Source organism: Croceitalea rosinachiae, assembly GCF_031846445.1.
Lineage (GTDB): Bacteria > Bacteroidota > Bacteroidia > Flavobacteriales > Flavobacteriaceae > Croceitalea > Croceitalea rosinachiae.
In genome coordinates this window covers 178313-203065 of record NZ_JAVRHR010000003.1, presented here as the reverse complement: position 1 = coordinate 203065, position 24753 = coordinate 178313, and the positions used below count along the sequence as shown (strand labels likewise).

General features: G+C 33.9%; 25 protein-coding genes and 1 other RNA gene. 6 read left to right on the top strand and 20 right to left on the bottom strand.

Annotation, left to right across the window (positions count from 1 at the left end; all coding sequences use genetic code 11):
* Window positions 1-59 precede the first annotated feature (59 nt).
* Window positions 60-338, bottom strand: a complete 279-nt coding sequence (locus tag RM706_RS13520) for a hypothetical protein (protein ID WP_311352435.1) — start codon at window positions 336-338, stop codon at window positions 60-62.
* A gap of 86 nt (window positions 339-424) precedes the next feature.
* Window positions 425-1621, bottom strand: coding sequence for an NAD(P)-dependent oxidoreductase (locus RM706_RS13515; protein WP_311352433.1), 1197 nt, complete (start codon window positions 1619-1621; stop codon window positions 425-427).
* 195 nt (window positions 1622-1816) lie between these two features.
* On the opposite strand from RM706_RS13515, the gene ssrA reads away from it, so the two are divergent.
* Window positions 1817-2215: a transfer-messenger RNA gene (ssrA, locus tag RM706_RS13510) on the top strand.
* 234 nt (window positions 2216-2449) lie between these two features.
* Window positions 2450-3700 carry a site-specific integrase gene (locus RM706_RS13505; RefSeq protein ID WP_311352431.1) on the top strand — a complete coding sequence of 417 codons (1251 nt, stop codon included), beginning with the start codon at window positions 2450-2452 and terminating at the stop codon, window positions 3698-3700.
* A 9-nt stretch (window positions 3701-3709) separates the two neighbouring features.
* Here the strand turns inward: RM706_RS13505 and RM706_RS13500 are convergent, their stop codons facing one another.
* The 14 genes from RM706_RS13500 to RM706_RS13435 form a co-directional block, all read right to left on the bottom strand.
* Window positions 3710-4060 carry a hypothetical protein gene (locus RM706_RS13500; RefSeq protein ID WP_311352429.1) on the bottom strand — a complete coding sequence of 117 codons (351 nt, stop codon included), beginning with the start codon at window positions 4058-4060 and terminating at the stop codon, window positions 3710-3712.
* A 278-nt stretch (window positions 4061-4338) separates the two neighbouring features.
* A complete protein-coding gene (locus RM706_RS13495; protein WP_311352427.1) occupies window positions 4339-4956 on the bottom strand; it encodes a hypothetical protein in 618 nt (205 codons plus the stop codon).
* Window positions 4957-5283: 327 nt separating this feature from the next.
* Window positions 5284-5724 carry a hypothetical protein gene (locus RM706_RS13490; RefSeq protein WP_311352425.1) on the bottom strand — a complete coding sequence of 147 codons (441 nt, stop codon included), beginning with the start codon at window positions 5722-5724 and terminating at the stop codon, window positions 5284-5286.
* A gap of 20 nt (window positions 5725-5744) precedes the next feature.
* Entirely contained in the window at window positions 5745-6395 is a 651-nt protein-coding gene (locus tag RM706_RS13485) for a hypothetical protein (RefSeq protein WP_311352424.1), read from the bottom strand.
* A gap of 15 nt (window positions 6396-6410) precedes the next feature.
* A complete protein-coding gene (locus RM706_RS13480) occupies window positions 6411-6791 on the bottom strand; it encodes a hypothetical protein (protein ID WP_311352422.1) in 381 nt (126 codons plus the stop codon).
* Between the two features lie 36 nt (window positions 6792-6827).
* On the bottom strand, window positions 6828-7682 hold the full coding sequence (locus RM706_RS13475) for a BatD family protein (protein ID WP_311352420.1): 855 nt from the start codon (window positions 7680-7682) through the stop codon (window positions 6828-6830).
* Window positions 7683-7712: 30 nt separating this feature from the next.
* The gene (locus tag RM706_RS13470) at window positions 7713-7901 is read right to left on the bottom strand and encodes a hypothetical protein (RefSeq protein ID WP_311352418.1); all 189 of its coding nucleotides are present in this window, start codon (window positions 7899-7901) and stop codon (window positions 7713-7715) included.
* 421 nt (window positions 7902-8322) lie between these two features.
* Window positions 8323-8574 carry a hypothetical protein gene (locus RM706_RS13465; RefSeq protein WP_311352416.1) on the bottom strand — a complete coding sequence of 84 codons (252 nt, stop codon included), beginning with the start codon at window positions 8572-8574 and terminating at the stop codon, window positions 8323-8325.
* Window positions 8575-8749: 175 nt separating this feature from the next.
* Complete coding sequence (locus RM706_RS13460) at window positions 8750-9562, bottom strand: hypothetical protein (protein WP_311352414.1); 813 nt, start codon at window positions 9560-9562, stop codon at window positions 8750-8752.
* Between the two features lie 68 nt (window positions 9563-9630).
* The gene (locus RM706_RS13455; RefSeq protein WP_311352412.1) at window positions 9631-10194 is read right to left on the bottom strand and encodes a hypothetical protein; all 564 of its coding nucleotides are present in this window, start codon (window positions 10192-10194) and stop codon (window positions 9631-9633) included.
* An 89-nt stretch (window positions 10195-10283) separates the two neighbouring features.
* Entirely contained in the window at window positions 10284-10943 is a 660-nt protein-coding gene (locus RM706_RS13450) for a DUF4304 domain-containing protein (protein WP_311352410.1), read from the bottom strand.
* Window positions 10944-10965: 22 nt separating this feature from the next.
* Entirely contained in the window at window positions 10966-11721 is a 756-nt protein-coding gene (locus tag RM706_RS13445) for a glycoside hydrolase family 25 protein (protein ID WP_311352408.1), read from the bottom strand.
* Between the two features lie 129 nt (window positions 11722-11850).
* Entirely contained in the window at window positions 11851-12717 is an 867-nt protein-coding gene (locus RM706_RS13440; protein WP_311352406.1) for a hypothetical protein, read from the bottom strand.
* A 38-nt stretch (window positions 12718-12755) separates the two neighbouring features.
* Complete coding sequence (locus RM706_RS13435; RefSeq protein WP_311352404.1) at window positions 12756-13379, bottom strand: recombinase family protein; 624 nt, start codon at window positions 13377-13379, stop codon at window positions 12756-12758.
* Between the two features lie 267 nt (window positions 13380-13646).
* Here RM706_RS13435 and RM706_RS13430 point away from each other — a divergent pair, with 267 nt between their 5' ends.
* The 4 genes from RM706_RS13430 (at window position 13647) to RM706_RS13415 (ending at window position 16750) form a co-directional block, all read left to right on the top strand.
* Window positions 13647-13991, top strand: a complete 345-nt coding sequence (locus RM706_RS13430) for a hypothetical protein (RefSeq protein WP_311352402.1) — start codon at window positions 13647-13649, stop codon at window positions 13989-13991.
* A gap of 1247 nt (window positions 13992-15238) precedes the next feature.
* Window positions 15239-15466 carry a helix-turn-helix domain-containing protein gene (locus RM706_RS13425; RefSeq protein ID WP_311352400.1) on the top strand — a complete coding sequence of 76 codons (228 nt, stop codon included), beginning with the start codon at window positions 15239-15241 and terminating at the stop codon, window positions 15464-15466.
* Window positions 15463-15798 carry a HipA N-terminal domain-containing protein gene (locus RM706_RS13420; RefSeq protein ID WP_311352398.1) on the top strand — a complete coding sequence of 112 codons (336 nt, stop codon included), beginning with the start codon at window positions 15463-15465 and terminating at the stop codon, window positions 15796-15798. Before RM706_RS13425 ends, RM706_RS13420 begins: the two co-directional genes overlap by 4 nt.
* Window positions 15788-16750 carry a HipA domain-containing protein gene (locus RM706_RS13415; RefSeq protein WP_311352396.1) on the top strand — a complete coding sequence of 321 codons (963 nt, stop codon included), beginning with the start codon at window positions 15788-15790 and terminating at the stop codon, window positions 16748-16750. Before RM706_RS13420 ends, RM706_RS13415 begins: the two co-directional genes overlap by 11 nt.
* 158 nt (window positions 16751-16908) lie before the next feature.
* Here the strand turns inward: RM706_RS13415 and RM706_RS13410 are convergent, their stop codons facing one another.
* From RM706_RS13410 to RM706_RS13395, 4 genes are read right to left on the bottom strand one after another with little or no spacing between them, the layout of a single operon-like run.
* Window positions 16909-17478, bottom strand: coding sequence for a hypothetical protein (locus tag RM706_RS13410; RefSeq protein ID WP_311352394.1), 570 nt, complete (start codon window positions 17476-17478; stop codon window positions 16909-16911).
* Complete coding sequence (locus RM706_RS13405) at window positions 17432-18256, bottom strand: hypothetical protein (RefSeq protein ID WP_311352392.1); 825 nt, start codon at window positions 18254-18256, stop codon at window positions 17432-17434. Before RM706_RS13405 ends, RM706_RS13410 begins: the two co-directional genes overlap by 47 nt.
* Entirely contained in the window at window positions 18253-22185 is a 3933-nt protein-coding gene (locus tag RM706_RS13400; protein ID WP_311352391.1) for a hypothetical protein, read from the bottom strand. The genes RM706_RS13405 and RM706_RS13400 overlap by 4 nt, the downstream gene beginning before the upstream one ends.
* Window positions 22185-24605: a hypothetical protein gene (locus tag RM706_RS13395; protein WP_311352389.1), complete on the bottom strand. Its 2421-nt coding sequence runs from the start codon at window positions 24603-24605 to the stop codon at window positions 22185-22187. The genes RM706_RS13400 and RM706_RS13395 overlap by 1 nt, the downstream gene beginning before the upstream one ends.
* Between the last annotated feature and the right edge of the window lie 148 nt (window positions 24606-24753).

Sequence of the window (24753 nt, the reverse complement as noted above, 5' to 3'; positions counted from 1 at the left end):
TATAACTTTAAAAATGACTTGCCTCAAATAAATAATCCTAAGTCTCCTTTAAATGAGAATTAACCTACGGAAGAAAAATTTTGAGAACCATTGATTTCAATATCAAAATCCCGTCTAATTTTAGTCAAATAGTTTTTAGGGGTTTTTTCAGAAATCCAAACCCATTTCGTATTCATATCAAAATCAAAATGGAAACAGGAAAAGTCACCACAACATTCTTGTTCTAAATGCTCCATTAAAAACTTGGTGATTTTGGGTCTTAGTTGATATTCAAGCTCAATTATTTGTTTTTGTCGGTTTTGAGCCTCTTTTTTAGAGAAAATCCAGTTAAATTTCACTTGGTTGGTTGAAAGTTAAGTCACGTAATATACAAAAAAGCGTATAACCTTGACATATTGTGCAGGCAAACTCGACCATTGGATATTTAACCCACATAATCTTCTAAATATTCATAGTATTTTGTCAATTTCCCATTCTGGGTCATTCTAGCACGTTCTAAAATTCCATCTTTATCTCCATTAAAAAAAGCAGGAATGACGAATTTCGAAAATGCCTCACCAAATCCATCACTGGCATCCCTTGGTAATTCCGCGGGTAGATTATCTACTGCCATGACAGCAATGGCCTTAGCATCTTTATAATCGATTTCAGATTCTGAAAGTGGTTCATAACCATAAATAGGTTCGGCAATAGTAGAAGGTTTAATGGTAGTAGCCACAGGCCCATCAATATCACAACTCACATCGGCAACCACTTTTATTTTAAAATCGGGATGCTTTGCATCTTCCCTCGTATATAAAAATGGAGCACCATCTCCATAAAAATGACCAGCTATGTAAAAGTCGGTCACTTTGGTAAATCTGAAGAAATTAGATTTATATTCTTGGGGATTGGCAAAAAAATCTGCTTTGTTTCCACGAACCCCATCTTTACGCTTATTATATTCTGAAGCATCAATCTGGCAATACACTGGTTGATTAAACTCTTCGTTGAGATAGTCCGCAACATTAACTTTTTTCAAGTTCATGGCATCTAACATTTCTTTTGCTCCATTACCCACACGACCTTTGCCTGTAAGCAATATTTTAATATTTGGGAGTTGAATTTTGTTGAGTTTCGTAATCAGGGCTTTCTGGTCTTTTAACTCTTCTGCTTTGGGCAGAATAAACAAATTGTATTTGAGTCCATATGCCCGGACTCCGTTATATGCACCAACAATTCCTGCGTAACGACCAAAAGCCACCAGACGTTGTCCATTTTGATTTATGATGACTTCATGATCGTACAATTCGATATTCTTAGCTAAAATAGCTCTTAGTAAATCTCGATTGTAAGGTTGCTTCTTTATCGTATGTGAAAAGAAAAAGTATTTTTTATTGGGAATAAGTGCTTCAATCGGTACTTCTTTCACTCCTAAAAGAACATCGCACGAATCCATTTCTTCAGCCACTTTGATGCCCGCTTCACTATATTCTTCATCCGAAAATATACGTATGGGAGAAGGTTCAATAACCAATTCAGCGTTAGTATGTTTTTCTAAAACGTTTTGACAGAGTAAAGGCGACAATACAACTCGCCTATCAGGTGGGTTTTTGCGTTCTCTGATGATTCCGAACTTCATAAATCTTGGTATAATTATTGACCTAATTTAAGTGGATTGAAAAGGGTACGCAAACTTTTAGTTAACTTTGCCATCCTTTTTAAAATAGTTCATTGACAAAAATCATGAGAGAATATAGCTCTAGATACAGTCCCTTCGACTGCGTTCAGGGTTCAATTCGTTTACAGGTAAGCGAAGCTTACCTAACTCATTGAAGGGGCCGACTGGTTTTGACAGCGAGACCAATTGGAACGTAAGCATGCCGAGCTATGGAAGTAACGCTCGTTAAACTCTATTCCACACTTTTAATTGGCGATAATAACTACGCTCTTGCCGCTTAATCTGAATTATAGTAAGATTAGCCTCGTCGCTACTAGGTAGCGAAGCGAGATGTCTCAGAATAGCCCTTGTTGATGGCGATTCGTTTTGAGGCACCATAAAAGTCAACATAAGGCTTTTGTTTGCTTTGACATTAGCACTAAAACTTTAAGAAGCTAAGCGTACGATAGGCGGTTTTTGGTCGGTCTTGCGTCGAAAATCGAACAAAAACTAAGCATGTAGAAAGCTTTTTAATTGCTTGTTTGGACGGGAGTTCGATTCTCCCCGGCTCCACTTTTAGAACACCAAATTAATACAAAATCCTGTAAACATCTGATTTACAGGATTTTTTAATTTTATATGTATTCAAATATAGTCAAATAATACCATTCTAAAAGTTACCTATTCGGTGAGCATATATAACAAATAATTAACTCACCGATTTCCTTGTAATTTACTGATTTTATGTTAATTACAAAAATGATATTTTTATTTTTTGTATATTGTTTCATGTCCAAATAAGAACGAAAAATGAATACATCCTTCGCACAGCTATTTTACTTAAAAGGAAAACACTTTGAAAAACACGTGAAAGTCCCAATATACTTGCGTTTGACCGTAAATAGCAAACGAAGTGAATTGAGTATTTCTCGCAAAGTTGACCCTGAAAAATGGAATGCTCGGACGGGAAGAATGCGCGGTTCCGGCATGGAAGCTGTGCAACTTAATCAATATCTCGACATGGTTCGGGCTAAAGTAAATAAGATTCAATTTGAATTGGTAGAGGAAGGAAATCCTTTTACAGCTATAGACATTAAGAATATTTATCAAGGTAAGGATAGAGAGGTAAAAATGCTTTTGGAAGTATTTGACGAACATAACCGTCAAATGAAAAAACTAGTAGATAAGGAATTTGCCATCGGAACCTGGAAGCGCTATTTCACCACTAGAAATCATATCGCAGAATTCATCCAACATGATTACAAGAGAGAGGATTTACCGGTAAGAAGTGTGGACTTAAAATTTATAACTCGGTTTGACTACTTCATGAAGTCAATTAAAAATTGCAACCATAATAGTGCTTTAAAGTATATTAATAACTTTAAAAAGATTGTTCGGTTGAGTGTAGCGAACGGATGGATTGATAGTGATCCTTTTTATAATTTCAAAGCTAAGTTTAAATGGGTAGACCGTGAATTTCTATCCGCAGAAGAACTACAACGCTTGGTAGACCTTGAAATCAAATGGCCACGAATTGCCATGGTTAGGGATATGTTCGTGTTCTGTTGTTACACTGGGTTAGCCTATATTGATGTGAAGAAGTTGAACCCGGATAATTTGGTCATGAATATCGATGGAGAACTTTGGATTGAGGCAAAGCGCACCAAAACCAATGCAAAATTTAGCATTCCCTTACTCCCGACCGCACTAGCTATATTAGAAAAGTACAAAGACCACCCAAAAGTGATAGATGGAGAATGCGTACTTCCCGTTCTAAGCAATCAGAAAGCCAATGCTTATCTAAAGGAAATTGGCGACCTCTGTGGCATTAAAAAGAACTTGACCACACATTTGGCACGGCATACATTTGCCACAACAGTAACACTTTCCAATGGGGTGCCTATCGAAACTGTCGGTAAAATGTTAGGGCATAAAGATTTACGAACTACACAGCATTATGCTCAAATCATTACTAAAAAGGTTAGTGATGATATGTCGGTTTTGAAGGAGAAGTTGGCAGGGATTAAGGATAAGGAAGGTAATAAGAAGTCAAAAAATTAAACAATCGTTTTATTGAACTTTACGGTAAAAGTACCCTAAATCATAATTCAAAACTATTTGAGGTGGTCCAATAAAGTAAGGACGACTAAAAGAACTGTAGTAATTCATTTCTCCATGCGGATATTGAATGATAAAATGTATTTCGCTACCATTGATTTCATAGTTCCCTTCTCCCCATGTCCGATTTTCGTATTTTCCATTTTCGAGAAGAACCAGTGTATCAATACCTTTTGGGCCTTCTAATAGCGGTTCCATATTATTACTGACATAAGTACCCGCTACTAAGGTTTTCGGAAAAAAGCTATTCCAAAATATTAGGGATAAAATAATAATGATGAATACAAGAATAATCTTTTTCATTTAAAACATCGAACAATCGTTTATTTAAACTTTATTTATTCACCTATACTTTCTGAGAGTACTTTTTAATGAAATAGCCAGTAAATATCAAAAAGACTACGCAGAAAATTATGGCACCGGTAATCTTGTTATAAATACTATATGCAAGAAATCCTAGTAAAACAAAAAAACCAAGTTTCCAACCAATTAGGACTAATCGAAGGAAGGTATTCTTATTGGATTCTGTCATCGTTTATTTGAACTTTGGTTTCAGCTCAATTCTTTGTCGTAACACTTTTTTATTTTTTGAATTTTGAATTTTTCCAAGCTTTTAACAGTTCGTTTTTGTCGGATTCATTGTTGTAATTAATGTTTATTCCAAAGTCTAATCCATTTATCAATCTACTATACATTAGTTGATTTAGGATTACATTTCCTTTAGGGTCATAAATGGTAAATTGGTACTTATGAAATTTAAGTTCATCTATTTCTACAATCTTGGTCTCCGTTGAATCTGTTTTTATTCCTTTGTGTAGATAAGTACCATAAACCAGTTCTTTTAATGCCGCATTATTTTCTTCCCACTCTCCTTCATACTCTAGTTCGAATGGTTCAGAAGATGATTGAAATCCATTGAATTGATCTTTTTGTAGATTTAGAAGCTGTTTTAGTCCATTAATATCATAGTCCGCATCAACAGATTCATTTATAGCATCTAGTCCAATTTTATTTCTTTTATCTAAAACATTTCTGTGTGTTACATTCCAACCTTTTGGAATTTTCATCGTCCATCCAATTTCAGGGCTATGATAAACTTCATTCTCTATCTTTCCTTCATCAATTTGTTCATTTGGGTCAGTCCTACAAGATAAAAAGAGTGATAAGATGATATAAATTATAAACTTGGATTTAATCATTTTTTTTTTAAATGTGTTACAACGGTTGAGCTCTTATGTTTAATTATCGTTTTATTGAACTATTAATTGAAGTTGTTTAAAACCAACCATCGATAAAGAGGACAATTAAAAATAAAACTATCCCAAATAGCATGTTATATGGATGTACGAATATTTTCAGCATTTCATTCTTGGACCATAAATCCTTGTAACTCTTGGTGCCTTTTATTTGAAACAATGCGATTACATTAAAACCAATAAATCTAATAATTGCAATAGGCAGGCCTAGAACTGAATATAAAATTACTAGATATATATTATCAAGGTTGGCCATCGTTTTAATGAACTTTATTTATCGTATATACTATCTAATTCATGCAAGAAATCAATATAATCCCAACTGTTCTTTATGTTTGAAAAGTTAAGCCTAATCATGGTGTCTAGTTCGTTTCTTTTTAATCTCATGTCCAAGGTTTTCTTCTCCTTGGTAACCGAGTCACCTACTTTTATGAACTTAAATAGTTCCATCCACTCATAATCCAACCTTATCTCTCTTGTTTCGGATTGATTCACAAGAATTACTTTTTTAAATCCATGCTGCTCCCAATCAATAAACTTTTTAGATACAACCCCACTAAAACTATCATTGTAATATGTGTTTGCAACTTTTATGAAGAACTCATCATTAAGTCCTACGGCTTCATCGACCTTTTTTTTCATTAAGTAAAATCCAAAAATCCATCCGACAACAACCAGAACCACTATTACTAAAATCTTTAAACTCTTCACAATCCTTTATTTAAACTTTACTACCAAATTAATTTAGGGTTTGGCCTATCAACCATATATTTTCTTTCATTAATCTCCGAGAATTCAATTCCAGTAACTTCTTCCTTGATTAAGCTTTCCTTTAATCTTTCAGACACGTAAGTCATCCAAGATAGCCTAATTTCAAAAAGGTCCAATGAATGGTCGAAATTGTTTTTAAAGAATACTTCATCCGATTTGTCAATACCCATAGAATCCTTGGTGATTGAAGTTCTGTCAAAATCGATACAATTATCCAAATTTGAGATATGGAAGCTGTCATAACAAAAAGCGTAATATGGGTTTTTAATTTCTTTTTTGGTTTTAAAAATCCCTAAGTACTTCCTTGGCTCTAAAACTTTAACTGGATAGTATCTATGTTTCGGAAGATTAAAAGTGTTTAGTATTCTTTTTACCTTTTCCGAAATGCAGAAGGTTTTTATCGGACCAAATATGAAGTCGTTTATTTTATTGAATTCAGAGTCATCATAAATCTCCAATTCCAGATTTGGGGTAAAGGAGGGAAATTCTTTATGATCCCTAATGTATTTTCGAAGTTTTGATGGAGCATATGGATTATCCCAATCGTATGAATCTGGATATTCACCAGCACTTTCATCCTTCACATGAATTACATAGTATTTGGTCATCATTTATTTGAACTTTACTCACTTCTTATGAAGTAAAGAATTTTTTATGTTATTCCTATCAAGAGAAAACTCATCCCTTTCATCGTCCAGATAACTTACTAATTGCATTATGGTGTTTTCTAGCCTTTCCGGTGTATTAGTTTTGTCTTCAAGCATTTCGTTATAAAGATGTACTATAAGCCGGTCCAAATTCTTGGTATCAATATTCTTTAATTTAATGAGCAGTTTTGAAAATGGCAACTCCAGGGTTTCCTTAACGGAAAGATTACCTTGAGTCATTAATATTTTTTCCAACTCCTTTTCACTAGGCTCATTGTTGCTATTTCCCTCAAAAAGTCTTTGTAGAAATTCTGAAAATGATTCTATAAGAACTCCCAACCCTCTTTCAACTGAACCCATTTATTAATCGTTTTTTTGAACTTTGAATAAACCCCTCTATTTTGGAATTGAATCTAAATGAAAATAAAGAGATTCGTAAATTCTACTCCCATTTAAATCTAACTCAAAGGTAGGAACTTCAAAAAACAACTCTATAGATAATGGCTCTATTTCAAATTCTTGATTCTTTGAACTCGGAATAACAAAACTTTTTAAAACAATACTTCTATAGTTTTTTCCATCATGATTTTCATTTTTGGGTTCGTATTCTGAAATTGGCACATCAACTCCATTAAATTTACTGTAGTCTGGAATTTTTAAGAACCCAAATCTTTGCAAACCGATGGAAAAAGGAAAGAATAACTTATAAACCACATTTAGAGAATCTTTGTGGGTGGAATTATAAATTACTTCAGCAGTTAATTGAATTTCTTCTTGTGCAGTTATCATACCACTGGTTACGTAATCTACAATTTCAACACTATCAGTTACCTTAATGTCTATTGGTTGGGCTTCGTATAACTTTTCCTTAAACTCCATTTGTTCAGCCCTAATATTTAGATTCCCCTTTCTTTCCGGCATTAGAATGTAATAGTAAGATTTGAGTAAGGAACCGGCACTTTCCTTTTTTACTCTTTTTCCAGTTTCTTTGTCAGTGTAAGTTGAAGGGGTTGGGCCGCTTATAATTTTGAAGTCTTCGAAAGGGAGGTCACTGATGCCTTCGAAATCTACATTGCCGGTGAATTTGATTTTTACTAATTCATTTATTCCTATGACCCCATCATCTCCTACCAATTCAGAACTGAAGACGACTTCTTTGTTTTGGGTATAACTGTGGTAAAAACTAAATATAAAAGAGAGAAGAAATAAATACTTCTTGATATAGTTCATATCTGATTTTCGGTATTTCAAGTGAATCGTTTATTTGAACTTTTTTTAAACCTATAATATTTTAGACAGCTCTCGGGCGATAAAATATAATCCCATGATAAACAGAATTACCGGTAGGATAATGCCCTTTACTGTTAAGTGATTCAATTCTCCTTCATTTATTCTTTTTCTGGCGAATGGAAATATCCAAATAGCTACAATCCAACCGAGAGTACCAAGAATTAAGAATTTGTAATTCATTGCAAAAACTAAGTTTACGAATCCTTTTATTGAACTCTTGTTTTTTGATAAATTACAAATTCTTAATGCAATTCATCATGACATGACTTACAAATTGAAACCAACCATTTAATAGGTTCTTTTCCAATATTTTTCTTCGCGTACCTTTTATGATGAACTTGTGTAGCTCTTTTGCCGCAATAAACACATTTCCAATTATCTCGTTTTAGTACAACATAACGTTTTCTTTTCCATGCATCCGATTTTAAATAGGTATTGCGATAATAGTTTCGACGACTTTTTTTCTTTAAATTAAATCTCCAACGTTTAATTAGCCAAAGAATTATTCCAACTCCTAGAAGTAGGAATAAGGGTATAATATCTACATCAATATCCTTGGACATAAAAAAATTGTCTTGGCATCCTTTATTTGAACTTTTGACTATAATGATTTGGCGACAATTATTGCACCTGCAATACCAATTGCGAATATTCCAATTAATTTGTTATTCAATTCATGTGCATTCTTGTCATAGTAATCATTAGTACCTTTTGGCCCATATAGATATTCTTTAAAAGTAAATTTGGGTTTGTTGAACAGAGTTCTCCAAACAGAACCATAAATCCATCTTATTGAGGCCCCAATAAAATTAAATATAATACCCCCGAAAATTATTTGGAAAAAGCGAATCATTTAATTCTCAGTTTATCGTTTAATTGAACTTTGATTTTTTCATCGATTCCTAGAACGATGTATTAATATAATAAATAAGACTAAAAGTACCACTAGTACTATGCCAATGTAAATTGGGATACTATCCTTGTGGCGTTTCCAAAAGGGTAGAAATGACCATAATGGAAGTGTTCAATCAGCTACTTCGCATGTTCTCAAAATGGAATTTTACCATATCCACATAACTCAATCCCAACAAACCAAAAAACAGTGTAATCATACAAATAAAGATAGTCCCTAAGGAGATAATGGTAAGATTTTTCATGAGATTATCCAGTCCACCAAAAATCCATAATAATACAATAGCAGCGGTCGTAAATAACAGCAGCCACTTTACAATAAACAGAAATCCAACACTTCCATAAATCTCAATTCCTAATTTCCACAATACAATTCCCAAAAGCACTTCCGCTGTGCCAACTATCAAGCAAAATATGTTGAATCCGTATTCAACATGAACTAGTTTCTTGAAAAACTTTTTGATAACATACCAAACTTTTCCAACCCAAGTGGACTTAAAAAGTTCGTTTAGTTTATCACCATAAACAAAGTCGATAAAAAAAGGAATGCCGATAAAAATTAAAACAAAAAGAATAATCTTAAGACTCAGTCTATTGGCTTCTTTACATGGCACACCATGTATTTTAAGACATTCGTTTCTTGCCGATTCCCTAGATATAGTATCGCCTATTTTTAAAAACTCAAAGTCATGAACTGTTACTAAATTAGTACAGGTATCACCATTGAACATTTCACAATCAATAAAATAGCGGGTTTCTCCACCAGGGCTGTCTGTATATTTGAGATTCACAATGGCCTTTTGTCCTTCAGGGATACATTGTCCTATATCATCTCGATAACTGTTTTTTATTTGTTCGTCACAAGAATGAACAAGTACTATGCACCCAAAAAGGAAAATACTGCGTAAGAATCGAATTATCAATCTCATTGAAGAAATTGTAGATTAAAATTTAGGTTTAAACATTAAATAGAAAAATGTAATGGTTTATTGTTTAATTATACTTTGGCCTTATCGGCGATTACTTGATTTAAAGGTTCTAGTGCTCTTAAAATAACTCGCCCAATTGATTTAATTTGATTAGCTGCCGCAGCTATGTTTCCAAACTTTATGCTAATGGTTTCCATGATTTCATGATTTGTATTTTTAGCCTTTCCAGCATGAACCCCACCCATAACATTTGCCGCGTACGTAATGACATCTTTTACACTCAAATACTCACTATTATGAATCAATATGATATTAGACAAGAAATCATCCAATGTTCCATCAATGATTTCACCTCTTGTGATTAAAGTTTCTGGATCTAGCCCATCTTGAAGTGACCATGATAAGGGGTTCGTTGCGATTATTGCCGCCGAGTATCCTGCCTTAGTGTTATTGTAGCGAAAACTTAACTTAAGATTGTAAGGCTTTTTAACTACTAACGCTAGAGAAACATCACCGTCAACCAAAAGCTGTCTAATAAGTGCTGACGCCCTTAGTAGTTGGTACTCATCTTCACTTTCAATTTTAGATTGCAAGTCTTTAATCGTTCTTTGATAAAACTCTTCATTAGTCATTGAGTTGTTTTTTAGCTTTTGGTTTTTTTAATAGATGATAAATACTAATTACCAAGAGTTATCGGTCAAATGTAGTTTTCTTTAAAATTTCATTTCAATCGAAGATTTTCAATTTCAATTCTAAAAGTTTCTTCAGTTAAGCGATAGGTTTTAGTTTTTCTCCCAACCAACATTTCTTTTGCGAGTTCATTTACTCGTTCAATTCCATATTCCGAAAAATCTTTGGCTTTATCAATATTCCCAAGAAACAGGTGAATGTCTTTCATTAACCGTGCAAAAATCCGCATGTTGAATATCTCATATTTACCAAGTAACTTATAGTGCCTCTCATTCCTAAGGTGCTCAACAGAAATCTTATCAAAAGGGGCTGGAAAATTCTCGAAATCTGAATAAAATTTAGAGCTGTCCCTTAAAAAAGTTTCGAGTATATTTTCAACCTGTTTTATGTTCCTTACCTCCTCTGAGTAAAACTCCCAAGTTCCTGTTGAGAGTCGTTCTCTAAATAAACACTCGGTAACACTCTTTTTTTCAATTGTTTTATCATGTTGATAAAGGGGTAAAAAATCAAAATGAATCCCAGTTTCACAGTAAATCCTACCTCCCATCCAGCTACCGTACATCCCAAAATAATCTATCACATGATTCTCATTAGTTCTTCTATAGTTGAAACCGCTTCCAACCCAGCCAATTTGCTTGATTCTTGGAGCAAAATGTTTGTTTACTAGTCTTTTGAATATAGATGAATTCATTTATGAAATTTACTTGGGGCTATTATTGAGCTTTTCCATGCCAAATTAGAGTTAATTCCTTTTTTGTGCCGGCAAATACATTTACATCTATATCGTATCTAGTCCCAGGGACATTGTAATGACAATCACCATTCTTTTTACAATTCAATTCGGAACTAAACTGCCAAAGAAAATATGAATTCCAAATGTCAGATTTAAACTGTTCGGATGGAATGTTCTTCCTAAAGCGTGCATACCACAAGGGACATTTACTAAAAACACTCGTTTTATTGTACTTGTCATTAAGTTCTTTGTACACCTGGTGATTTACATATAAAACAGGGTACTGATTTGTTTTTTTGTGAATGTATTCTATAAAAACAATTGCTTCCTCTAAACTCATATAATTGCTAGTTAGTCCTTCCAAGTCTAACGCAAGAATTTCATTTTCATAGTTTCCAATTGTTTTAAGGTAGAATTTTGCTTGCTTCTTGGGATTTCCAGCTAAACCAAGATGATAGGAACCAAAAAGTAGATTATGCTGTTTGGCTAAACTACGACGTTCATAGAATTTGTCATCACTAGTGAACCCCTGAGATGCTTTGTGGATAAGTCCAACTACTTTATTATCAGAGCTGATTTTCTGAAAATCTATTATGTTTGGACCGTAGGCATCAATGACAATTACATTGTGTTCGTTTTTCCAAGGTTCTGATAGTTTATCTGTTTGTGCTAGGCAATCGTATTCAAAATAGTTCAGTACTATGACCAAAACACATAATTTCCATTTTAAGAGCATTGTCTTATCGTTTTATTGAATTTTCAACTTTATTTTATCCTTGTAATTACAACGAACATATTATCCTGGGCATCTATCATAAATGGTCTAACTCCAAGTACAATTATTTCCTATATTTTATTTCCAACCTTACGAATCAAATTCCTCATCCTTAAATGAGTATAGTTCTTGAAATTCTGGAAAGTTACGGTATACAACACTGGAAGTATACCACATATTATTTCGTTTCTTTAATCTTATTATTTGAGAGTGAAACCCGTTTCTTGCAGAAAATTCAACTTGAATAGTTAAGCTGTCTTTACTTAAATCTAACCTTGGAGTAGGAATTCTTTTGCCTGACATAGGTTTAAGGACACCAATGTTATAAGTTCTGCTAGAATCATCCAAAGCATTCAAATCCAAGTCAGATGTGTTTATTAAATTCAACTTTGATATATCTCTAATTGTCATAGTAACATCATACATCGGAAATTTTTGCTGATTAAATACAGTAGCAAATTCAAGTCTATGCGTCAAGTTTTTTAGGGACAAAAAACAATACGAATCACCCCCAGTGATATTGTTCAATAACGATTCGTAAGATTCAATCAATTTATTAGATAACCTGCCGTTTTGATTTTGAATTTTGAATAAATTGTTCTTTAAAATTGTATTGTTGTGTACTAAGGAGTCTATTTGAAGACTAAATTTTTTGTTTATGGTATTTAAGGAATCCATACTTTGATTTAAATCAAGAGATAAAAGTGAATCTCTTTCATGAACTACGGAAAGAAAGTTTTTTGTTGATTGTTTTTGAGCATAACCATTGTTTGCTTCTTGACCGATTAAAGCAACAGTTATTAGGATTAAGATAACAATTACCAATTTCCCCCTGTTATTAAGCTTTTTTAAAAATCCTCTTTTCCTTCTATCCACTAGATTACCCCGTGTTGTCAAAAAGGTTAATATTCCTGTTAAAATGCCGAGAACAATAATAAAGAGAAAGTTGGGAATCATATTTATATTAAGACTAGCTTGCTAGAATAAAATTGGTTTCAATCATTAATAGTTTGTTTAGAATAAGATCTTAGTTCTCCTGAAAGCCCGCGGAATTTCAAATATTTATAATAGGTAGCCCTGGAAATATCAAGACGTTCACAGATTTCGGAAACAGTCAATTTTCCTTCTGTAAAGTACTCCTCACAAAGTACGGCTTTCTGTTGATTTTTCTTACTAATTCCTTTTGGAGCTCCCAGAACTTTTCCACGTCGTCTAGCCGATTCCAAACCAGCTTTAGTTCGTTCAATGATAATGTCCCGTTCCAGTTGAGCCAAAGCTGCAAATATGTTAATTATAAACTCAGAATGAGAAGACCTCTCAGTAGTGTCAATAAAAGGTTCCGTAATGCTTTTGAACTTTACTCTCTTCTGGTCCAGCTCGGACATCAACTTAGTAAAGTGAATTAAACTCCTGGCCAATCTCTCAAGTTTCCAAACTACAATAGTGTCACCCTCCCTAACATAGTTTAACAACTTTGCTAAACTTTTTCGTTCTTCTTTGGTGCTTGAAACTTTGTCAGTGTAAATATTCTTTTGCTCAATACCCTCTTTTAAAAGTGCATCTAATTGTAAATCGAGACTCTGTTCAGCCGTACTTACCCTTGCATATCCAAATACCATTGTAATAGTTTAATTATATGTCAAAAATTAAACTAATTAATTAGTACGATGAAATAAACTTTTAAGAAGTAATGAACACAGAAAGTCCAATAAGTTCAATAAAACGGTGGGATTGGTAAACCTTAAATGTCCAAAAAAAGCTAAAGTATTTATAGTCTCAAAATACTGTGTCATTTATCGAAAAAGTCCTAAATGATTACTGTTCATCGAAAACTCCTCTAATAAGATGATATATTTTACGTAATTGAGCATCCCAAACCTTTACTCATGTTACAATTTAAGGCCATTTTCCTTTGTGGTATCTTTGTTATAATCAACTTAACAACACTTAACGCACAACGTATTACATCAAATTTAAAAGAGGGATTTAAGTATGTATCTGTACATGGAAAAAAGATGATTTTTTATATGCTTGAAGACCAACGTTATGCTTTAGTGACTGATGGTATTCCATTGGAAAGCCTTGATTATGAAGTTGAAAAAGACACACTGATTATCAATTTACCTGAGGATTATAATAGGACAAAAAATAGTTTGGTTCTTTTGTATCCAAAAGGTAATCAAGTTCCAAGGGTGTTGGAGTCTTCAGAAAATGTGCTCGTTCAATTGTGAATTAGCACTATTCCAAATGCTATTTAGACTTTTTAACATGAATCTTTTCCGTTTTGCCGAACTTTATTAAAGTTTAGGGAAAGATCATTTTTATTGCTGCTATTTGGTGGTCAAAGTAAACTTAAACGACCGATTAAATTTACTCTTTACATTATACCTTTTGAATATGGTTTCAGAATCGCCGTTAAACTCAGTGAAATATTACTCAAAAAAGAAAACTCTTTACAAAATCCGCTTATTGTAAAGAGTCTAATACCAACAATATATTATTTTTTGGAATAGTCCATAAGTTCAAGCAAACACCGTGAATTTTTCTTAGAAGCGTAGCCCCCGAATCTTACCATAACTAACCTGCGTCGGATCCTGTTTTGATTTTATAGCGTGCAGACAGCTAAGGGTATAATAAAATCAAAATAGGGCGCACTTGCTATGGCAAATGGTTATAAAAAACACTAAATTTTATTGAAAGATTTGGCCACTTCAAATCGAGGTAAATTGCTTCATTTTCTATTGAAAATCACATTTTTTACGAAAAATTTCGCCGTAAAATGGGGCTTCCCAAGGTTTTTTACTAAAAAATGATTTTTATCCGAAACCACCAAAAATATAATTATTTGATTGTTAGGTATTTACAAAACAACATTTTTTCAGTTGTGACAATTTTACAGTAAACTTTTTCAGCGTTTATAGGGGTTAGCAGCGTTTTTACAGTAAATTTGCTACAATAATAAATTTAAATATATATTTAAATATCTGAAAATCAATTAATTAAAATACGTAACATCGCTTTAGCGTGTTACCCTCTTGCTTTACATTCTTCGTCCTGCTGGCAGGACAAAAAATGTAAACGCTGTCCGCCTGTAAACTATACCAAATTCAAGCAATAAAAATTGAGCCCTATTTACCTGTTATATCCAGTTCATATTTTCTTTTTTGAAATAACATATTAAAACAATTACCCTTAAATGTGATGGATTTGTTGGTGAAATTCATCTTTGCCTAAAGGTGAGGCGAACTACATTCATTTTATATTTCTTAAAATGGATGGTGTTCAAGACTTTTTAAACGATACGCTTTGTCCAAAATGAAATGGAGGGCAATGGGTGGAGTTTATTTTATGCAGAATGGCTAATTGAAATAAATCTCTTATGTATGCAAAAGCATATAATTATGGGTTTAAAATATATTTTATATGCTTTTACGTATATTTTTGTATATTTGCCATATTTTATATTTAAAAGCATATAATGAAAGAGTTGTCCGAATTTGTGAAAGTTCGTCGTAAAGCCGTTAATCTTACCCAAAAAGAGTTTGCGGAACGTGCAGGTGTAGCGCTTACCGTTGTTCGTAAAATAGAGCAAGGTAAAACCAACTTGAATATGGATAAAGTAAATCTTGTATTAAGTATGTTTGGGCATACCCTGGCAGCAGTGAGTACTAAGGAGTTTAGGAATAGAAATAATACCGACCTATGAGAAAGGCAACTATAGTATATAACGACATAAAGGCCGGAGAACTTATTGAGACCGACGACGGCGATTACATATTCCAATACAACACCGACTACATAAAGAACTATCCAAAACAGTTTATAACCTTCTCCATGCCCGTAAGAAAAGAAGCTTACACAGAAAATAGATTGTTTCCTTTTTTTGAAGGTCTTATTCCAGAAGGTTGGTTATTGAACATCGCCACCAAAAATTGGAAGCTGAACCCAAATGATCGCATGGGATTATTATTGGCCTGTTGCCAAAATTGTATTGGTGCTGTTAGTGTACAATCCGTAATAGCAAATGATGAAAAATAAGTGTTTATATTGTTATGAAGATTTGGGGGCAAAGCAAGATTTTCATGAGTCTTGTAGTCTGGATTTTTTTGGAACCAAGGAACCCCCAAAATTGGAGTATTCGTTAGAACAGATGTCAGAACTGGCAAAAAATATCGTGGAAAGAAGCGTATCTGTTCCAGGGGTACAACCCAAGTTATCTATGTCACTTATAAACGAAGTGCAAGGAGTTGGTAATTTCAGACTAACTGTTGTTGGCGCTCTAGGTGGTAATTATATCTTTAAACCTCCATCGTTGGATTATCCCGAAATGCCACAAAACGAACATGTGACCATGCGTATTGCTGAATCCTTTGGTATTCAAACGGTACCTTCAAGTTTAATTCGATTACAATCCGGTGAACTGTCCTATATTACAAAACGAATTGATAGAACTGAAGATGGTCAGAAAATCCATATGCTCGATATGTTCCAGATTACGGAAGCTTTTGATAAATACAAAAGCTCCATGGAGAAAATTGGGAAAGCCTTACATACTTATTCAGATAACACCCTTTTGGATAAAATCTTCTTTTCTGAATTGACCTTATTTAGTTTCCTCACAGGAAACAATGATATGCATTTAAAAAATTTCTCAATGATCAAGTCAACCTCTGGTTGGTTACTGTCACCTGCCTATGATTTATTGAATGTGGCTATTGTGAATCCCAATGACAAAGAAGAGTTAGCCCTTACCTTAGAAGGAAAGAAAAGTAAGCTGAAACGCGATGATTTTGAATCATTGGGGAAAGGGTTGGGCTTAACCGACAAGCAAATTCAAGGAGTGTTCAATCGCTTTTACAAAAAGAAGGTCGATGCAATGAACTGGATAAATGCTTCTTTTCTATCTGTTGAAATGAAAGAAAAATATACAGCTTTACTACTGGAACGTTATGAAAGAATTTACAACACTTCATCAGCTTTAGACAACTGAACATTGTTATTACAATACAAAAGTCACCTATTCGGTGAGCATTAATTTTAGAGTCCCTGAAAAGGCCTATACACAGGTTATTTGAGCTCAAGGTTCTGGTCTTTATACGTCCTTCACAATCAGTTTATCATCATTTTCAGTGCCAGAGACAAAACCAACTACTTTATTCCCTTAAGGGAATCAATAACGGATGTTTGTTTTTTGATGATTACATTTAATGAGGAAATAGAATCACCTAAGTCCTTTTTTTGATCAATTAGTAGTCTTATTTCTTCAGATTTATTCAAAATTAATTCTGTTTTCTTTTCAGTTCTATCGATAGCAATACCAATCTTCTGAATTTTATCTGGAGTGTTTAAATCTTGATAAATTGTTAAACCCAACATTACCATAGATCCAATTAAAAAAACATAAAATAGTAATTGATAGACCTTATCCCGAATATTCTGTCTATCTGCATAAAAATTTCGGAAATCTCCACTTCCACCATCTCCTTTAAACTCCGCTAAGTAATAGCCATACCTGTCCATTAGCCCCGTCACAGTAATTAATCCCGAGATTAAAAAGAAGATATTTACCAAATAAAAAACGAAAATATTGGTTTCAATTCCGCTCTTAATATGGTCAATTAGTGCTATTATTACGGTACCAAAAAGAGCAGACAAAAAGTTTTGAATCCAGCTAAGCTTCTTTCCAGTATAGGAGGTCAGGTTTATTAAGTATTTCATCACACAATTTTATAAATTTATCAGAAGCTATTCCATTCCTTATTAAAACTTCTAAAAGTTCAGTTAGATCGCCCAAATTGTTAACTTCCTCCTTGTGCACATTTAACCAATCAATTAGTAATTTTAACTTTTTTTGTCCCTTTATAGCGTCAGAATGTCTCTCATCTGAGATATTAGAATAGAACTCATGCTTATCATTCAACTTTTCAATTATTTCATATTTTTCATCATTAATAGTCTTTTCTGCATGCAACTTCAAAATATCCCTTAATCTTGGTATTATTTCTTTTGTAAAATACTCTCCTTCTAGTATGGCTTTACCTGCAAAACCCTTATAAATCCAAATTTTAAATCCTGAAATTTTAGGGTATTTGCTAATAACATTTGCTGTTTTCATTTCGCTATTGCTCAAAAAAACAATTGGTTGGGAAAACCCAAGTTCTCGAAGCTTTAAAGCCAAATGCACCCCAGTTTCACCGTAATAATTGCCAACCAGGACATAATCTATGATGAAAAGGTCAGGATTGAAAGTATTTATTTTTTTTTTCAGCTTTTCAAGGGCATGTTGCCTGGTTTTCCTAGTATACCTCGGATTCAGATATATCCGTACCAAATCTATTGTCTCCTTAAATGTTTCTTGCTTTTTGTCAGTACTCCAACTTGGATTAATGACATATTTTTCTTCGTTTAATCGTTGCCAAATCTCCTTGAAATGGTAATACTGATTTTCTATCAGAAAGACTTTCTTCGATGCAATATTTTGTTGGTTGTCAATCATAGTAATTTACCAGGCTTCATCGGTTTCAACTCTAACATGACTGAAATAATACCAAAATAATCATTGTTTAACGTACTTGTTTCTAAGAACCAAAGCTCTCCCAATTTAAATTCTTTTAAGAGGGCCTTAATCAGTTCTATTCCAGAAGAACTTTGATCATCTTTAAGCGGGGTACCATTGTTCAACTCATTACCCTTGAAACCTAAACACGGTCCCGTATTCCGAATTATTAATTCTAGATTTTTACCATTCATATTAGCTTCAATACCTAGGTAATTCTTAGTATAAATCTTCCCATCAAAATCCTTGACTTCTTCATTTTCTAAAAATATCCAACGGTTTTTTTTCGCGTTTAAAAAAAGTTCAAAGCAAATCATTCGCAAAATGTCCCCACTAAACTCAAAATTGAGTTTATCCAATTGGTTCTCCTCAGTTATTACAGCTGAATCAACCTCTTCATGATTCTCTATTTTATCCAGCATAAATATTGAATCTGCCAGTTCTTTAAGATCGTTTTCTATAAATGCCTTGTTTATTCGAAATCCATCATTAATAACGCGGGCGCTGAAATGTTCGTGAAAAATCTTAGAAACCTGGCTATTATTTTCCCCAACTATTTTTGTTTCGTCTTTTTTGTCAATGACAAACCTCTGCACCAGTAATAACGTTTCTACGATTCCTCTAAATTCAGGTTTACCAGGAGCCAACCGCATCAACATCTCTCTACCATGTCCTGTGAGCAGCGAAGTTCGTTGCTTTATGTTAGCAATTTGCCAATCCCTGAATTCATCATTTTCATGGTGCCTTGAGATAAAAGCGCTTAAAGCGTTTCTGAGCAAAAGGAGGTACTGCACCAAATACGGGCTTAACAAGTCCTCTCCATTTAAGCTATAATAAAAACCCAGCAAACCTTGAGATCTTAGTTTGACATCTTCAGAATCCTTTGGTCTGGCAATTTGAATCAATAGCAAACGATTATATTTTCTTCCTGTAATTCTAGGCAATAGACCTTGTTCCAATAAAATATCCTCACTCGTAAAAGGTGTTTTATATAAATTTTCCCATCCTTTCTCGGCTAGCTCCAATTCTGCTATTGTCTTGCGGTAAAAACCAATGTTCAACCTTCCATTTTCATCTGTACCAGGATTCCCTGATAAAAAGCTATCTAAAAACAGATTGCCATCCTTCAAAAGGTTATTTATGTCAATTCCTCTAAAACCGTCACAATCCTTGTTAAATGCTACGAAAGGCTCACTTTTTTCAGACAATGGTGACAAACCAGCTGAACTTAGCTCTTTGTTATTTAAAATCACGAAAAAAGCTCCTATCTTCTCTATATTGTTAACCTTGAACATGTCAAAAAACTTAGAGAAAATATGTTCCGTTTTCTCAATAAGCTGGAAAGGTTTTTTGTGCTCGTGTTCAAAAAAATTCTCTAACCATAAAAAGTTCTTAAGTGTCTCGTTTCTAACTATTGGTTGTTGTTCGGTAACTTGGAAATATTCATCTAGAGCTACAAACCGTGGGTGGTTCTTTACAATTTCCATTTTAAGTATTTCCTCAATCTTCTTGTTAGAATAATAGTCGCCTTCTGGATTGTCTTCTTTATACACATTTTTCCATCTCTCCAGCTGTCCCAAATATTTATAAGCTTGCATCAGGGCCACATTTTCCTCTATCAAGATTCTAGTCAACTGTTTTATAAATGGGTTGCTATTGTCCTTTATTTCGAGCAGATTAGTTTCCAATACCAAACTCCGATATTCATTTTTGTGTAAAAGCTCCTTTATTTGTACCACATAATAGATAAAGAAGGTTTTAAGCTTGTTAATCTCTTCCAACTTCTCCGGTTTCTCCTCTTCCCCTAAGGTCTCCAGAAAGTTCTCTGTTTTTCCCACCATATCCGGAATACCATGCTTGCCGTACAACCGTGCCACAAACTTCAAAAATTTAGAGGATATTAAGGCATTGGAATTGAGGAGACAAGCTCTTCGCATCAAGAACCTTAGAGTATCAAACTGCTCATAAGTGAGTACATTATTTCTCAAAGTCGCTGTTATTTCATAGATCAAATTATCAAGTAATTCGAGTGTCCATCTAAAAACCACATCTCTTAGGGGCTTATACTGATTAAATGGCAATTGTGTCAAGGCTTTGAGGAAGGATTTGGCAAAGTTATCTTCTATGCTGTCTATATCAGATGGCACGAGATAATCTTCAATCTGATTTTCTTGATTTTCAATGAGATGGTTCATAAAATCATAAAATCCCGTAAGACGTGGCTCATCCACCCTTGTAAAGTATTCTACAATTTTGTGTGATGCAATCACCAACAACCGCTGTTTTTTCTTCTTTTTTTTATCTCTTTCCTTATCTTCCTTACTCAGCTCTACCGCTCTAATTTTATTGACTTTTTCAGCAAAACGCACTTTAAGGACATCTAGGCTCGAGCTTTTCCGCAACTCTTTGTACCTTTCCTTTTCTAGTAAAATTGGAGGATGTTCGTAATCTTTGATTGCATTGTAAAAGTGCAGGTTGGCAAATCCAGAAAATATGGTTTTTCTAGTTCCTGTATTTTTTGCAAAATCAAATTCCTTGGGCAACAAGTTATTGATATGGTTCCAGACATGGGGCTGTGATTTATTTAATAGAACAATTACCCCACTTACCGGATAATTTGTTGTACCTCTGGGCATTACAGACTCTATAAACCTGAAGATTTTATAAAAAGCACTTCCTGATTTGAGTGAATCATCAACAAAGAACACCCATTGAGCCTCCTTGATTTCCTTTCCATAAATCAAATCAAAATTTTGTATATACTCATTGGTAGAGTCATAATGCAAAATATTGCCCGATCCGTTGAAAAGAGTCTCATTCACCATTCCAATAAATTTTGCATTTGAATAGTGACTAGGAGAAATCAAAATTACCTTATCTGTTTCCCTATATCCCTTATTATTGACAAGCTGATCTTTTAAATCATCTAACCATATACCCACCTCTTTCCGATTAGCTTGAAGAAAACGCTCAGAATCAATTGAGGATAGAAAATGAGCATGATTTCGCTTGTGGTAGCCATAATAAATCATGTCCTCCGAGAGTCTGTAAATTCTTCCCACTTCATCCTCATCAAACTTTCTACCCCTGGGGAATCCAAAAATCACAGCTGGTGTCACATTGGTTTTATCAGTATCATAAAGGGGTTTCTCTAGACTAAGTTCTTCTCTATCTCCAGGGTGGCATAACTCACAACTCTTGATATCATGCCACTGAGAGGGTATGGACAAAAGATACCTTTGATTTCGACCTTCACCATTATAATCGTAGATACTCTTCATTCTTATAAGTCTGTCACTAGTTCTTTTTTCTTCCCAGCCAAATTTATTTTCCAAATCGCTCATTGTATCTACAACAGGGCCGTCAGATATGTATAAAACATTGAATAAAGGACTCAGTACTTCATAGTTGACTGAGGCTTCAATTCTAAGTTGATTCTCTATTTTTGGTGCTGTCCCAAATGTTGTAGCAATTGGCACAACAATGATTACATAGGGATGGATTTCGGCTTTTTTAATAAGCCTGAGTTCAGGAGCATCTTCGTATAAATTGTGATTGAGTTTTTCCTCATCCAAATTCCATAACTTTCGGAGCATTCCTTTAAGCATACTTAGTAATACTTCGGAATACATTTCATAGCCAAGAATAGTAAGTCCTTTTTCCTTAATTCTAATCAAAAGGTCGTCATTGATTGTTTCACAAATTTCTTGTGCAAGAAGAAATGCCATTCTACTTGAGAAAAAGCCATTCTGAAAAAATCGCTTGGCGTAATAAAAGTGGGATACATGAATCTTGGAACCAATTCTAAAATGAGAATCTTCAATCTTATACCCTGGGATATTTTGTATGTTTTTTTCTAGAATACCCATTACTCAGCTTTTAAGCGGTTTTGAAGGAGCACAGTGGCGTTTTTTTCAAAATAGGTATGCCCATCACCATCTTTAAGGATAAGGTCAAAAGGAAGTGGGAGGTTCTTGTTGTAAAACAAAAGTGGGCTATCCGGATTTAGGCGCTCTAAGTTATTTTCCTGCAATTCCTTTTCTTTACTTCTTATCCAATCGGGGTTACTTCCAAGAAATAGAGAATTAAAAGATACTTGCTCTGCCATTTTATTGATGGCTATAAAGTCTTTTTCTTCCTTTCCCCATAGTACATCAATTAAGTAAAAAGTATCTCCCATTATTTTTGTACTACTGTAAACCAGGGTGGCCATATTTTCATTCCAAAATGATACGCCGTTTGGTTTTTCTGAGTTAAACACCTCATTAACCCTAATTAACTTTATAAATAATTGATTTGTAAGCCCACAGACTATTAGAGGAACGGAGGAAAAGACAAGACTCATTTTACCCAAAAGTCGAAACAAATGGCTTTCATCCAAGTCTTTTGAATTCTCAAAATTTAGGAGAAATACAAATTTTCCTGAAATTTTTAATACCGGCAATAAATCAATTTGGTCTTGAATCCTCTCAAACCAAAGCTCTTCGTCCTCTCTCCCACTAATAGCTTGGGAAATTTCTGTGAAAATTTGAATAATGTAAATCTTATTGGGGTCTACTTTATAATCCCTTCCAAATTCTTCAGGCTGAATTATTTCATATTTAAATAAAGCTTCAATCCCTTTAATTTCCATTGCTGTGGTTTCTGATGGAACTTTTAATCTTGTTGGTAAGTCCGATCTCAAGGTTTCTCCAGTCTTAATGGGTAAGCTTATATTGAAAATAGTTCCCTTTTCGATAGGAAATTCTACATCGTTCGTGATAGCGGCAGTACTAGCCGTCCTTCTATCTTTTGAATCATTATGACCATAGGAAGCAACAGAGAGTATACCCTGGTTTTCTCCAATCAATTTTGATAAAATCAATAAACCAAGATGGGCCATTGACCTTTTGACTTGAAAATTGAGATGGTTAGAGCGCAAATCTATTAAGTCTTTCAAACTTACCTCACCGCGTTCGAGCCTATTTCGATCCTTCTCTAAAGGCGCTCTGAATGCAGAGTTGGATTCGTACTTTTTATATAACCTCTGGGTATCCGTGATGAGTTTCTTCATCACTCCTATTTCACCTAAATCGAAGGCGTTGACCTCCAGAATGCCCTTGACCTCAGATTCGAATGTGAATGCGTAGTTCTTATAAAATTTATCAGCGCTCCTAAGTTGGTTCCAATCACCCTTACTATATCTCCTAATGGACAGCGCACCAGGTCTAGCCTGGTTTCCAGAGGCATCCGTACTATGCTCCGAAATGTTTTTTGCCATCTCCTTTAGACACACACAGACGTCCGCGGTATACTTCCACAAACCAATAATTTTATCTGTAAAGTCTTTTTTTGTGTCTTTTGTAAGTGCATCCCGACCCCCTTTTGATTTCAACATCACAGTGCTAAGAACAGTACTATAAATAATCTGATGTAGAATAGAACTTTTGGCTAACTCTTCAAAAACTCCTTTTATATTATCATAATAGTCCTTTATCTCCTCTAAATTTTTTATGTTCCCGGCCTGTAACCCTTTCAATTTAGTTTTATAATTTTCGTCATTCCAGTCCCGTTTGAAGTAAAGGTGTGCAATCTTTGCTTCTTCCAAGGCATAATTAAAATACATCCTAGCTAAACCAATCATTGAAGCTCTTCTGTCCTTAGCATTGACTTTTGAAATAATGCTACGATTGTACTCTTTAATCATTTTCTCACCACTCCGATACCAAGAGACATCTGCAGGCAATTCGTTCAACTTTTTTATTCCCAACTGTTTGAAATTCTCAGGGCCATCAATAAGTGCTTCCAGGCTTTTTGTGAAAAGCAGTTCAAAATCAAGAACTCTCCTGTTATTTCTTGTGCCATATATAAATAGAAGTGGAAAAATGCTCCTAGAGGCAACGTATGTATTATTGACAAACTTCCCTCCCCATATGATATTACAGGTTTGACCACCAAACTGTAGTTCCGGATAGACTCCCGTGCTGATGTAGGCATACACACAATATTGTCGCATTTGAAATATGAAGCTATTTTCGTCCTTGATTTTATAATTAGGATTTTTAGAAAAATTAATGGTAATGCTGATATCTTTTTCACGTTGTAGAAACAGTGTTAAATAGCCTATTAGTAGTGGGTCAAACTCGCGAATTTTTTTTTCCACAAGAATTCTAAAAGATTTTATCTTATCCTTTCCTTCTTTAATTTTTTGATTTTGGCTTAAACAAGATTCGATTTGTCCTATACACATCTGAACATCTGCAATACCGACATACTCGTCGAATAGTTTTATAACTTCAACTTTTTCCATAAAAGTTTATAATTTCTAAGGTTTAATTATAGATAATAACAACTGTTTTAAATCTAAATCAATCAAATGCGTACTCATAGAATATCCTTTCTTGAACCCTTTGTTTTACATGTTGTTCGTTTGATAAGTTGTGTATGAAGAATCATAT

Excerpts from the sequence above, each read along its gene's own strand:
- RM706_RS13500 (WP_311352429.1), bottom strand. The coding sequence starts at position 4,060 with ATGAAAAAGATTATTCTTGTATTCATCATTATTATTTTATCCCTAATA.
- RM706_RS13425 (WP_311352400.1), top strand. The coding sequence starts at position 15,239 with ATGAAAGAGTTGTCCGAATTTGTGAAAGTTCGTCGTAAAGCCGTTAAT.
- RM706_RS13515 (WP_311352433.1), bottom strand. The coding sequence starts at position 1,621 with ATGAAGTTCGGAATCATCAGAGAACGCAAAAACCCACCTGATAGGCGA.
- RM706_RS13395 (WP_311352389.1), bottom strand. The coding sequence starts at position 24,605 with ATGGAAAAAGTTGAAGTTATAAAACTATTCGACGAGTATGTCGGTATT.
- RM706_RS13400 (WP_311352391.1), bottom strand. The coding sequence starts at position 22,185 with ATGGGTATTCTAGAAAAAAACATACAAAATATCCCAGGGTATAAGATT.
- RM706_RS13440 (WP_311352406.1), bottom strand. The coding sequence starts at position 12,717 with ATGATTCCCAACTTTCTCTTTATTATTGTTCTCGGCATTTTAACAGGA.
- RM706_RS13415 (WP_311352396.1), top strand. The coding sequence starts at position 15,788 with ATGAAAAATAAGTGTTTATATTGTTATGAAGATTTGGGGGCAAAGCAA.
- RM706_RS13470 (WP_311352418.1), bottom strand. The coding sequence starts at position 7,901 with ATGAATTACAAATTCTTAATTCTTGGTACTCTCGGTTGGATTGTAGCT.
- RM706_RS13435 (WP_311352404.1), bottom strand. The coding sequence starts at position 13,379 with ATGGTATTTGGATATGCAAGGGTAAGTACGGCTGAACAGAGTCTCGAT.
- RM706_RS13485 (WP_311352424.1), bottom strand. The coding sequence starts at position 6,395 with ATGATGACCAAATACTATGTAATTCATGTGAAGGATGAAAGTGCTGGT.
- RM706_RS13465 (WP_311352416.1), bottom strand. The coding sequence starts at position 8,574 with ATGATTCGCTTTTTCCAAATAATTTTCGGGGGTATTATATTTAATTTT.
- RM706_RS13450 (WP_311352410.1), bottom strand. The coding sequence starts at position 10,943 with ATGAATTCATCTATATTCAAAAGACTAGTAAACAAACATTTTGCTCCA.
- RM706_RS13460 (WP_311352414.1), bottom strand. The coding sequence starts at position 9,562 with ATGAGATTGATAATTCGATTCTTACGCAGTATTTTCCTTTTTGGGTGC.
- RM706_RS13445 (WP_311352408.1), bottom strand. The coding sequence starts at position 11,721 with ATGCTCTTAAAATGGAAATTATGTGTTTTGGTCATAGTACTGAACTAT.
- RM706_RS13430 (WP_311352402.1), top strand. The coding sequence starts at position 13,647 with ATGTTACAATTTAAGGCCATTTTCCTTTGTGGTATCTTTGTTATAATC.
- RM706_RS13420 (WP_311352398.1), top strand. The coding sequence starts at position 15,463 with ATGAGAAAGGCAACTATAGTATATAACGACATAAAGGCCGGAGAACTT.
- RM706_RS13405 (WP_311352392.1), bottom strand. The coding sequence starts at position 18,256 with ATGATTGACAACCAACAAAATATTGCATCGAAGAAAGTCTTTCTGATA.
- RM706_RS13505 (WP_311352431.1), top strand. The coding sequence starts at position 2,450 with ATGAATACATCCTTCGCACAGCTATTTTACTTAAAAGGAAAACACTTT.
- RM706_RS13480 (WP_311352422.1), bottom strand. The coding sequence starts at position 6,791 with ATGGGTTCAGTTGAAAGAGGGTTGGGAGTTCTTATAGAATCATTTTCA.
- RM706_RS13455 (WP_311352412.1), bottom strand. The coding sequence starts at position 10,194 with ATGACTAATGAAGAGTTTTATCAAAGAACGATTAAAGACTTGCAATCT.
- RM706_RS13410 (WP_311352394.1), bottom strand. The coding sequence starts at position 17,478 with ATGAAATACTTAATAAACCTGACCTCCTATACTGGAAAGAAGCTTAGC.
- RM706_RS13495 (WP_311352427.1), bottom strand. The coding sequence starts at position 4,956 with ATGATTAAATCCAAGTTTATAATTTATATCATCTTATCACTCTTTTTA.